Source organism: Nonomuraea basaltis (genome assembly GCF_005893125.1).
GTDB classification, from domain to species: Bacteria; Actinomycetota; Actinomycetes; order Streptosporangiales; family Streptosporangiaceae; genus Nonomuraea; species Nonomuraea basaltis.
This window is the reverse complement of record NZ_VCJS01000324.1, coordinates 1-10,901: the sequence shown is the minus strand read 5'-3', so window position 1 is coordinate 10,901 and position 10,901 is coordinate 1. Positions and strand designations below refer to the sequence as shown.

The 10,901-nt window shown below is 67.8% G+C and carries 9 protein-coding genes and 3 pseudogenes; 8 read left to right on the top strand and 4 right to left on the bottom strand.

The window, feature by feature from the left end; genetic code table 11:
• Nucleotides 1–518 precede the first annotated feature (518 nt).
• The 4 genes and pseudogenes from EJK15_RS63425 to EJK15_RS75815 all read left to right on the top strand — a co-directional run bounded on the left by EJK15_RS63425 (nucleotide 519) and on the right by EJK15_RS75815 (nucleotide 3,143).
• A complete protein-coding gene (locus EJK15_RS63425) occupies nucleotides 519–1,229 on the top strand; it encodes a DUF4386 family protein (protein WP_138719943.1) in 711 nt (236 codons plus the stop codon).
• Nucleotides 1,230–1,377: 148 nt separating this feature from the next.
• A complete protein-coding gene (locus EJK15_RS63420; protein ID WP_138719942.1) occupies nucleotides 1,378–1,713 on the top strand; it encodes a hypothetical protein in 336 nt (111 codons plus the stop codon).
• Between the two features lie 124 nt (nucleotides 1,714–1,837).
• Nucleotides 1,838–2,461: pseudogene (locus tag EJK15_RS78220) on the top strand (MFS transporter); the annotation flags it as partial.
• Between the two features lie 205 nt (nucleotides 2,462–2,666).
• Nucleotides 2,667–3,143, top strand: a complete 477-nt coding sequence (locus EJK15_RS75815; protein WP_138719941.1) for an MFS transporter — start codon at nucleotides 2,667–2,669, stop codon at nucleotides 3,141–3,143.
• A 179-nt stretch (nucleotides 3,144–3,322) separates the two neighbouring features.
• Here EJK15_RS75815 and EJK15_RS63405 read toward each other — a convergent pair whose 3' ends face one another.
• Complete coding sequence (locus EJK15_RS63405; protein ID WP_206062091.1) at nucleotides 3,323–3,916, bottom strand: hypothetical protein; 594 nt, start codon at nucleotides 3,914–3,916, stop codon at nucleotides 3,323–3,325.
• A gap of 16 nt (nucleotides 3,917–3,932) precedes the next feature.
• Entirely contained in the window at nucleotides 3,933–4,097 is a 165-nt protein-coding gene (locus EJK15_RS73810) for a hypothetical protein (RefSeq protein WP_206062090.1), read from the bottom strand.
• Between the two features lie 119 nt (nucleotides 4,098–4,216).
• Between EJK15_RS73810 and EJK15_RS63400 the strand changes: the two genes are divergently transcribed.
• From EJK15_RS63400 to EJK15_RS63390, 3 genes and pseudogenes are all read left to right on the top strand, one after another.
• A complete protein-coding gene (locus EJK15_RS63400; protein WP_138719940.1) occupies nucleotides 4,217–4,819 on the top strand; it encodes an HXXEE domain-containing protein in 603 nt (200 codons plus the stop codon).
• A gap of 205 nt (nucleotides 4,820–5,024) precedes the next feature.
• Nucleotides 5,025–5,303, top strand: coding sequence for a hypothetical protein (locus tag EJK15_RS63395; protein ID WP_138719939.1), 279 nt, complete (start codon nucleotides 5,025–5,027; stop codon nucleotides 5,301–5,303).
• Nucleotides 5,304–5,386: 83 nt separating this feature from the next.
• Nucleotides 5,387–5,509: pseudogene (locus EJK15_RS63390) on the top strand (hypothetical protein); the annotation flags it as partial.
• Nucleotides 5,510–5,569: 60 nt separating this feature from the next.
• Here the strand turns inward: EJK15_RS63390 and EJK15_RS63385 are convergent.
• Nucleotides 5,570–5,920: pseudogene (locus EJK15_RS63385) on the bottom strand (ISAzo13-like element transposase-related protein); the annotation flags it as partial.
• A 251-nt stretch (nucleotides 5,921–6,171) separates the two neighbouring features.
• On the opposite strand from EJK15_RS63385, the gene EJK15_RS63380 reads away from it, so the two are divergent.
• Nucleotides 6,172–6,744 (top strand): GNAT family N-acetyltransferase, encoded by a 573-nt coding sequence (locus EJK15_RS63380; protein ID WP_138719938.1) that lies wholly within the window; start codon nucleotides 6,172–6,174, stop codon nucleotides 6,742–6,744.
• A 742-nt stretch (nucleotides 6,745–7,486) separates the two neighbouring features.
• Here the strand turns inward: EJK15_RS63380 and EJK15_RS63370 are convergent.
• A complete protein-coding gene (locus EJK15_RS63370; RefSeq protein ID WP_171075308.1) occupies nucleotides 7,487–10,291 on the bottom strand; it encodes a helix-turn-helix transcriptional regulator in 2,805 nt (934 codons plus the stop codon).
• Nucleotides 10,292–10,901 lie beyond the last annotated feature (610 nt).

The following is a 10,901-nucleotide window of genomic DNA, read 5'->3' as shown; positions in this document are numbered from 1 at the left end:
TCCCGGTCCCCACCTGACGCCATCACGGACGCCTTTTCCTCATCGCTCACCACGACGGTCTTCAGCCAACGCAGCATGAGGCGGTTTGAAGCCTCCCTCCGCAGGGCGACTTCGAAGGGCCACGACCTTCATCATCCGAGCAGCATCGCTCCAGATCGCTCTCCTACATCGAACTCTCCTTCGCGTTCAGGACACACAGCTACACCTATCACCGATCGTGCGATTCCCCCATCGCCGATCCCGCTCGACGAGTGAATAGCCTGGCATTTGCTGACCGTCCATGACATGGACGCTAGGCAGCCACCCGCCCACCCGCAACAGTCAGGCGACTAGCGATGTCCTGCGACGTCACCACAGCCGACCGAAACGCGGCGCCTGCACGATCCCAGTCACGTGACAGATTTCTGCTGTCCCTTTCCTGACCTACGGTGACGGCATCGGTCGACGCTCAGGCGGATGTGCACATTGGCTCCGCGAAACCCGTCGTACGAGGGATTCCACCAATCCGGGAGGATGAAATGTTCCCAAATCCCAAGATTTCTGGGTGGTTCGGCGTCCTCGCAGGCGTGGGCCTGCTGGTAGAAGGCATGCTGTGGACGGTGAGCGGGTGGAATGCCGGCACCTTCGCCGATCCCACCGCCGCGCTCAGGTTTCTGGCGGAGTCCGGCACGATTCTGCGGTGGGCGGTCCTGTCGGGGTTCCTGAACCTGGTGTTCTTCGTCGTCCTCATCGCCGGTCTGGCCGGTCGGCTGCGGACCGCGACTCCGACGCTGGCCACCGCCACGCTCTGGTTCGGCATGATCGGTATCACCGCGCACGTGCTCGTCCCGATGGGCCACTGGTATGGCGTGCCCGCATTCCTGCAGGCGGCAGCGCGGGACCAGGAGTCCGCCGAGAGCGCATGGACGGCCTTTATGATCGTCGGCCAGCAGGCGGCCGGTGGAGCGGGATCTCTGTTCATGGGCCTGTCGATGTTGTGCGCGGGCTGGGCGATCGCCGCGCGCAGAGCCATGCCCGTCCTGCTGGGCTGGCTCGGCCTGATAGCCGGAGTGGCCACGCTCCTGACCTTGTTCGCCCCTGACACGCCGCTGTCCGGCGTTGCCGGGGCGGCGTTCATGCCGTCCCTGCTGCTCGCCATCGTCTTCCGGATCTGGGCGGGGCTCGCCCTGACCCGCTCGCCGCAGCACGGAGACGCGGTGAGCCCATACCTCAGCACGGCCGCGCAGTAAGGATCTACGACGCCCGATCCCGCCTCAGCCCTTGCAGACCATACGACCCCAAGGTCGAATGAATCTGGCCCAGCCGGAAACCCGAGCGAAGGCAAGGCCGCAAGGAGGCTGACAATGGACGTGCCCCAACCCCCGGCGCCCATCAGGCATGTTGCACGGGCGCGAGCTGGCAGCCATCGACCTCCTTCTACGCGACGCTTGGAATGGCCGCAGCGGCGCGCTGCCGCAAGCGGTGGCGCTACGCGGGGCGTTCGGATTGGCGGTCGCCTTGCGGGCGGACCGGTTCCTGGCCGGGCTCGCCACCTTGTCGCTACTCTGCGGCCGCGGTAAGAGGGTGACGATGGCCCGCATCTGGATCCTCCGCGAGGTTCCGGCGATCGGTGCCAGTCCGTACAGCTGCCGCGACAAGCCGCATCGTGAGCAGGATCGCGTTGAAGAGTCTCAACCCGCTCCGAGGTTCGCCTCGACGATCCTCGTCATATGACAGATTCCGGCTTCCCATGTCGTGACTTATGTTGACGCCGTCGATCAATGTCTGAAAGCGGTGTACGCAGTGGCTCAGCGAAATCAATGGTGGCTGGTGGCCGCCACCGGGGGTCACGGTCTTCATGGCTCAGCTCGACGCGACCATAGTCAACGTCGCGCTGCCGACCATCGAGCGTTCCTTCGTCATCGATACCGATCTGACGCAGTGGGTGGTCCTCGGGTTCGTCCTGCCGATGATTGCGCTGTCGCTGCCCGGCGGACGCTGGCTCGACCAAGTCGGCCGGCGTGCCGCCCTGGTGTTCTCGGTCGCCGGGTTCGCTGCGGCGAGTGCGCTGGCCGGCCTGTCCCCGAGCATCGAGTGGCTGATCGCCGCCCGGGTGCTGCAAGGGGGGTTCGGCGCAGTGCTGTTCGCGTTGTCGCCGGTCCTTGCCACCATCGCGGTACGACCGGAGGCACGCGGGCGGGCCATGGGCATCATCATGACGCTCGGCCCACTTGGTGGAATGAGCGGACCGGTCCTCGGCGGTTTCATCGTCGAGTACCTCGCCTGGCAATGGATCTTCCTTGTGAACGTCCCGATCAGCCTGATCGTGATCGGAGTGGGATTGGCCCAGCTTCCTTCCGGCGGGTCGCTGCGCCTGCCCGATCGGGCCTGGTTGGTCGAGACAGCGCTGCTCAGCGTGGCCACAGTGGTGGTGATGCTGGCGCTGACGTTCACCGCGCGGGGCGGCCCGGCATGGTTGTCACTGACCGTGGTGGCCGTGCCGTTCGTCCTGATGTGGTGGCGGTGGCCGGGCAGCGGCAGGGTTCGGGAACTGTTGCGGGCTCCCGGGGTGAGGGCGCCGCACGTGGCGTTGCTGATGCAGTCGGCCGCCGCGCTGGGGCTGCTCTTTCTGCTGCCTTTCCATCTGCACGCGCTTCGCGTGCCGCCCGCTGAGATTGGCCTGACCCATGCTGGCCTTTCCCCTGACGACGATGGTGACCGGACTGATCGCGGGCGTGCTCGCCGATCGGTGGAACGCCAGGATCGTCGCGCTCGCGGGCGCCCTCGTGCTCATCGCGGGGCTCGGCACGCTGGTTCCCTTGGGACAGGACTGGAAAGGGATGGAGCTGGTCTGGCGGCTCGTCGTCGTGGGGACGGGAACTGGGCTGTTCGCCGGTCCCGTGCAGACCATGGCCATGGCGATGTCGCCACGCCACCTGCTCGGCACCACCGGCGCCTCCACCAGCATGGCACGCCAGATCGGCATCGCGCTCGGACCGGCGCTGGCCACCACGGCGTGGGCACTGTCCGGGTACGGTGCCGGCGGAACACGCCTGGCCATAGCGCTGACCGTGGCGCTGGCCGGGCTGGGCTTCCTGGCGCTGGCTCGCCCGGCCCCAATCCTGCCGGGCCTGGCCACGGAGCGGAAAACCGCAGGGCCATGAAGTCACACCAGTAGTCCTACGACGAATTTCATCAATCCGAGAGGATGGGCTGACGCCAGATCCAAAGATCTCCGGGTGGTTCGGCGCGCAACAGCGAGCCGGGACCGCAGGCGTTCATCGGCTTATCGTGGCACTGGGGCCTGTCCCACCTGTATACAAGGCATTCCCGAAGCTGGGTGTCACCTCGCGCGCCGAGTCGGCCAGGCCGACACTGGAGATCTGAGCGTGCCGGGCGGGTCACACCCGCGGTAGATGATCGGCTGCGCGGCGATGCCGTTAGCCTTGAAGTTGGCCAGCACGAAACTGCGGAAGGTCGGCCGGAAGATCAGGCTGGGCAGGAAGGTCCGCAAGCTCGGCCAGCTCGCGTGGTTGATGATGCCGTAGTCGGCGGGCTCGCCCTCGAGCGGCTGCATTAGGGCGGAGTTGGGCAGCGAGGTCTTGACCTGGAACCACCCGGCGGTGTACTCCCACACCTTCAGCAGCGTCTCGCGGTCGTCGGCGTAGAAGTAGTTGAACAGAAAGGCATGCTCCTGGCTGTGGTCCACGTCGCCGAGCCGGGCCGCGTTGGCGGCGACGATCTCGTGGGTACGGCGGGCTGCGGCGCCCAGCATCTCGGCAAGCTCCTTGTAAGCGGCGCCCTCGCGCAGCGCCAGCGCGGCGTCCACGGTCGCGGTGCGGATCAGCACGACGACGTCGTAGCGCGCGGGGTGGATGCCCCGGCCGGCCAGCACCTCCTCACCTTCGCCTGGCGGGCGCAGGATGGCGCGGAACACGTTTACCTCACGCGCCTCAATACCCGCGGCCAGTGCCTTGAGCCGGGCGGCCAGCCGGACGGGAGCAGTGGGAAAGGGGCCGCGCCAGCGCGCCGACCTCTCCGGCCAGCAGGAGGAAACCGTCGCCGGCCGGCGGCAGCAGCCGCGCCTTGACGGCCAGGTGGTCATTGATCAGCTGCATGACGCCGACGCTACCCGGGCGCATGGTGAATCGCCTCCGTCACATGACTGGTCCGGCCGAACGCATATCAGTCACGTGACAGAAGCGGCGGTCATCGCGATCTTCCTAGGATCTGGGGCATGACACTCGTCAAACGGCCAGAACCCTACTCAGCAGCCATCATGGCGGTCCTGGCCGCCGCCTTCTGCGCCTGGGCGCTGCTCATCCTCCCACTTCAGGGTGCCGTCGTCCTCGTGGTGGCCAGCGTGCTCGCCTGGAGCGGCTGGATGGCCTTCAGCTATGCCCGCCCAGTGAAGTCCAGAAAGGTGATCGCCGTCTACCTGTGCGCGGTGGGCTTCCAGCTCATCCACATGGCCGAGGAGTACACCGGCGGCTTCCCCCACGAGATCGTCGAACTCTTCGACTCACCACGCGACTGGCCGGAGAACGAATTCCTGCTCGTCTTCGTCTTCGGCTTCGGCGCGCTCTACTTCTTCGCCGGTGCGGCCGCGCTCTACCGGATCCGGGCGGCCAACTTCTTCCTCTGGTGGTACGCCCTGGGCGCCGGCCTGCTCAACGGCATCGCCCACTTCGTCTTCCCGATCCTCAAGGGCGGCTACTTCCCCGGCCTGTACACCGCCGGCGGCCACTTCATCATGAGCGGACTGCTGATCTACTTCCTCATCAAGGAGAACCGCATGCTCAAAGCCGCGGAGCAGGAGGCTCAACCGCTCGTCAGGTAGCGCTGGCAACTCGGGGCCAGCCACCTCGGCCGCCTCGTCATCCGACAGCGCCGCCCCCGGGCCGGCAGCAGCAGGTGCCGAGCGACGAAGGGCAGCTCGGACTCGACACCGGTCGCCCACAGCACCAGCAGGTCATCGGCTACACGCCTGCGAACTTCGCCAGGCCCAGCCGCAGTTCAGTGCGGAACTGCTGGCCCTGTTCGCCATGGCGGCACTGCGGTGCGGAGAGCGCGACATCGCCGACCGTTCCGCCGACGACGCGGAGGCGGGCCGCGGCCAAGGTGGGCCTGTCGGTCCAGCGGGCAAGTGCGTGGCGGCCAGAGCCGTGCTCCACCAGACCGACGGCGAACACGACATGGCGGTGAAGCTGTTCGAGGAGGCGGCGGACGGCTTCCGGCGGGCCGGCATGCCGGTCCAGCACGCCTGGACACTGGCGTCGGGAGCCCGCTCGGCGCGGCGGCCATTGGCCACGAGGTGGCGCTGAGCTGGCTGAACTCTGCTGTATCCGTGGCCAGGAGCTGCGGCGCGGTCCAGGTGCGCGAGGAGGCGGCACGCGTGCGGGGCGAGATGGTGGCGGCCCGCGCCCAGCCAGGTGTGGCCGTCTCCCAGCCACGACGGCTGGACTCGCTCACCGAACGGGAGCGGGAGATCGTGGAGCTCGCGGCCGGGGAGAAGCGTTCCCGCGAGATCGCGGACCAGCTCTTCCTGAGTCCCAGGACGGTGGTAGCCCATCTCGCCAGGGTCTACCGCAGTGTCCGCCGACACCCGGTGCCCCTGGCGGGTCAGCTCGGCCGCGAGATTGCGGGTCGACATGGTCGTCCACCGCAACGGCGACATCGGATCCCCGCGCTCGTCCGGCTCGACCAGCGCCAGCAGCGCGGGCCGTAACCCCAGATCCAGATCGACCAGACGTTTACGGCCCACCGGCACGGCGAGCCCGGCTCAGCGGAGCCTCGCCGGATTCCAGCTCGGATACCCCAGTGACACCGTCGCCTCTCGAACCCCGGCTGCCTGCGCCACCGGCCGGATCCCGCCATGGCCCAGCACCCTGGCCTCGGCGCCTAACGCCAGCCGCCCGCTGAAACGGGCGCTGCCCAATATCTTCTGGGACCTTGGCCTGCTTGGACTCCAGAATGCCTGGCGCAGGCTCAGAACCACGGCTTGACGAACCGCCGGATGCGGGCCCGCATGTCCGGTGGTGTGAGAGGAGGGTGAGGCGACCTCACCCTCCTACTCGATGCACGTCCCGTGTCACCGAAGGCTGGGCGCGTGTCATTGAACCCTGGCGGATGCGAGTCCGTGCCACCGATGGTTGAGCAGCGTCGCCACGTACGCCGTGACATCGTGGTGCCATGACCATCGAAGTTCGCCCGGCTTCGGTCTTCGAGGATGTCCGTGCCCTGCTCGGCCCGAAGTCACCCGGGGCCAACGTCTGCTGGTGCCTGAGCTACCGGATCCCGTCCAAGCTCAACAACGAGCTTCGCGGGCCGGCCCGCGGCGAGTACGTCGCCGAGCTGTGCCTAACCGATCCCCCTCCGGGGGTGCTCGCCTACGACGGCGACGAGCCGGTCGGTTGGGCCGCTGTGGCACCACGCTCGGATACCTCCTTCGCACACAACCGTAAGATCCCGCACGTCGACGACCTACCGGTCTGGTCGCTGTGGTGCATCCGCGTACGCCCCGGTCACCGGAGGAGGGGGATCTCACATGCCCTCATCGTGGGCGCGGTCGAGTTCGCCCGCGCCCACGGCGCACCGGCGATCGAGGCATACCCCCTCGACAACGGCGACGCCAGGGTCGACATGACGATGGCGTACGCCGGGATCCGGAAGAACTTCGAGCGCGCCGGGTTCGCCCACGCTGCCGACACCACCTCGGTGCTGGCCGGTCATCCCCGGGTCCTGATGCGGCTCGACCTGCGCTAACAGATCGCCGTTGGCATTGGCATTGGCTGCCGGCGCCAGGTAGCAGCCTTCAACCTTGGGTGACAACGCTCAACCTTTACTGGCACAGAACCGTGGGCGAGCCGGTTCTTGGGGGTTGCCGAGGTCGATGTGGTGGCCCTTGAGGCGTCCGTTGATGCCTTCCGTTGGCCGGATGGGCTTGTATGCGTCGTGCCAGGTAGGAGTCAGGTAGTGCGTGTCCTGGCGGAATTGTCCTTTGTGCCGAAGCCGTCGGGGTGCAGGATGATGGTGGTCTGCTGGCAGATGTGCGGGGGATCGCCCTCCTGCTTGGCACGCCGGGGTGTTCACGAGTGTGTGTGATCTGGCTGAAGTGAGGACGTTTGAAGATCCCTTCCGAGGCGGGAGTGGTCGTTTCCCAGCGTCGCGCCGACGCGGTTACACCTCGTCCCGGCCTGCAGGCATCGGCTCGCCGGTGCTGCTTCCGCGGTCGTCGAGCACGAGTGCGGAGCGACCGTTGACGGTGTAACGCAGGTGCGTGACGTTCGGGGTGTGGACGACCCTGGTCGTCTGCCGCCGCTGTCACGAGGACATCCACGCTGGACGTCCTACGCGGCACTCACGTTGAGCACTGGAGAGCCAGCTGCCCGAATCTTCGAAGCGCCCTTGAAGTGACAAGCTCGTCCGGGGCATCAGCCGACTGCTGGTTGCCCCGCGGATATGGTGCGCCTCGACAGTTGTGTCGCGGATATTGGATGGTCGGGAATCAGTCCGTCGAGCGGTCGTCTCGATCCTTCTGGATCAGCGCGGCCAGTTCGGTGCGCGTGCTGATGCCGAGCTTCGGGAAGATCTTGTAGAGGTGGTAGCCGATTGTTCGATGGCTGAGGAAGAGCCGGGCGCCGACCTGCCGGTTCGTCAAGCCTTGGGCCGCGAGCGTGGCGACTTGAAGCTCCTGCGCGGTCAGCTCCGCGAGCCGGGATTCCGCATGCTCGAGAATAACGCCCTGCCCGCCGGTCGCGCGAAGCTCGGCCTGAGCGCGTTCGGCCCACGGCCGGGCTCCGATTGTGGAAAGTAGCGTTGACGCGGTGCGCAGGTGCTCCTGGGCTCTGTTCTTCTGGCGCGTCCGGCGCAGCCATTCGCCGTAGAGTAGGTGCGTGCGGCCACGCTCCAGCGGCACTCCCCCGGCCTGGTGCAGGCGGACCGCTTCGGCGTACAGGTCGTCGACGGCGTCGTCGGAGGCGAGAAGAGCTCTGCACCGGAGCGCGGTGGCCCGCGCCCACGGCTGGCCTGTCACCTCTGCCCATTCGGCATAGCGTGCGGCCGCGTCGCGCACCTCATTGCCTCGGTCCATCCGGACCGCGGCTTCGATCAGGTTCGGCACGGAGTAGGTCGCCGTTCTCAGGTGCCGCCGTGTGCCGGCATTCAGCTGTCCCAGCCGGGCGAGCGCGTCGTCGTACCGTGCCCGGCCGAGATTCAGCAGGCCGAGCGCCGAAAGGACCCAACCTTCGGCGACGGTCGACCCATATCCGAGAACCTGGGCGGCGTAGTCCCGGCACGCCTCGCCGTCACCCTCGGCCGCGGCGAGTTGCGTGAGGATCGCGGTGTGCTGTGCACGGTAATTGTCCTGCGCGGTCTCGGTGGCGAGCCGCAGGCCCTCGCGGCACGTGGCGTGCGCGTCGCGGAAACGGCCGCAGTAGAACTGTGCTCTCCCCAAGTACGTCAGGACGCGTGGAAGCAGCCCGATCGCTCCTTGGGTACGGCATTCGTCTTCCAACGTGAGCGCGAGCTCGAGTTCGGCCGGGAAGTCGCCGATGGCCGGTTCCCAGCCGGTGACTGCTGCGCGGGCGCGCAGACTGTGAGGGTGCTCGCCCGCCCGCATGGTCTCGACCATCGCGCGCAGCGGAGGCACGCCCTTCGTCGCGCGACCGGCGTACACGTGCGCGAGTCCCTCGATACCGGTGACGATCGGGTCGGCGTCCTTCGGCGACCTGCTCAGAATCTCTGCGACCGCGTCCGCCACGGAAGGGAGATTCTCGAATTCGATCGCGATCGATAACACGTCGGCGGACATGAACGCAGCAGTCCGCGGCGACGACGCGGCGACGGGCTCGATAGCTGCGAGGAACTCCCGGGAGACGGGGTTCGGCCTGCCGAGGGCATAGGTCGCGGTCGCCCGGAGCCAGGTGAGCCGGGCGAGCGTCAGCGGGTCGTCGAGCAGTTCGGCTGCGGCTTCGGCGACGCCCATCGCGTGATTCAGGTCTCCTGCATCGGCGACGGCGAAGGCCGCCTCGGCATACCTGCGCCCCTTCTCGGCGCGATCCGCGCTGTGCCGGGCCGCCTCCTCGTACGCCGCCGCCGACGCCGCGAAGTCGCCGCGTTCCCGGGCCTTGTCCGCCGACTGCTCGAGGGTCGAGGCGACGGATTCGTCGGGGCCGACGGTGGCGTTGGCCAGATGCCAGGCGTAGCGCGCCGTGTCATCGGTCCTTGCCAGCGCCTCGGCCAGCGCGGCGTGGATGGAGAGGCGCCGGTCGACGGTCGCCGTCTCGTACGTCGCCGACCTGACCAGCGGATGCCGGAACGTCACCGCCTGGGTCGTCGTCGAGATCAGGCCGGCCCGCTCGGCGGGTGCCAGGTCGGGCACTCCGGCACCGAGTCCACGGGCGGCGTCGAGCACGAGAGAAAGCTCGCAGTTCCCCGCCGCCGCCACGATCTGGAGGATCTTCCTCGTCGGTTCGGGCAGCCCATCGATCGTCCGGCGGAACCCCCGCTCGACGTTTGTCGCGGCCGTCGCGCCCGCACTGCCATAGGGGGATGGCATGCGCTCGCCGGCCTGCTGTCCGCGGGTCAGCGTCGACGGGAGGACGGTCAGTGCGAGCGGGTTGCCCTGGGACTCTGCCAGGACCCAGGCCCTGGCGTCCGACGCCAGCCCAGGGAACCCGGTGTCGAGGAGCGTCGCCGCGGCCTCAGCTTCCAGCCCGGTGAGATGGAGGACGGGTAGGCCCGCGAGAGCGACCGGCGCGGTCCCGGATTCCTCGCGGACGGCGAACACCATCCCCACCCCCTCGGCGCCGAGCCGCCGGGCCGCGAACGCCATGGCGTCCAACGAGGTCCGGTCGATCCACTGGGCGTCGTCGATCACGCAGAGCAGTGCCCTGTCTTCGGCGAGCTCGGCCAGCATCGACAGGACCGCTATGCCGATGTGAAACCGGTCGACGTGCAGATCGGTCGTGGCTCCGTCGAGCGCGTTCCGCAGGACCGCCGCCTGGGCGTCCGGAAGCGTGACGAGCCGGTCCCGGCAACCGCGCAGGAGCAGGTCGATCCCCGCGAAAGGTAGATCGGACTCCGATTCGATTCCAGCGATCCGGATGACCCGCATGTCGGCGGCTGCCCTTTCGGCGTGCTCCAGCAGGGCTGTCTTGCCGATCCCTGCCTCGCCGAGGACAACCAGCCCGCCGCTCCGGCCCTCCCGCGCTTCCGACAGCAGCCCCTCGATCCAGCTCGTCTCGGCGTCCCGGCCGTACAGAACGCCGACCGACGAGAACTCGGTCGATGGATCCGGGCGGCTGGCCACGGTCAGCGAGCCTAATTCATCGCCTGTGGGGTTGCAACGCACGCCATGCGGGTGAGATCAACACGCCAATGGGGAGGGTCCACCGCATCCCTGGTCGTCTGACGGAAGCCGGGAGTGGCCGGCCGGGCGCACCTATCGTCCGGGCCATGACGAGGGAGTTCGGGTTCACGCTGGCGGTCGTGCGGACGCGCCGGTGCTCGCCATCGCCCGCGGCTTAACAGCAGGTTGAATGATGGCAGTGGGCCACTGACACCTCGACATGGCCACCCGGCAATCCCCAGCAGCTGCTCGCGTACGAAACCCCGCTCTCCGGGCGAGCAAGACCCGCCCCCCGCGCCGAAGGATCACGTAAGCCACGACAACGCAATAGCCCGTCGCGCAGTCATCGTCGTTGCCGGAAGGCCTTCGACAGGGCACCCTCGTACGTCGACGTCCCGTCGAACAGAAGCCCGAAACACCTGTCGCTCACTGTCGTCGCAGAAACCCGGGTTCCGCAGTTCGTAGTCACACGTGGCGAATGGTTAGCGAGAATCTGCAGGTAGATGGCCTGTAGCGAGCTTCGAGGTGCCGCGAAGGGCCGAGAGTGTAGTAACACGACTTCGAAAATTTT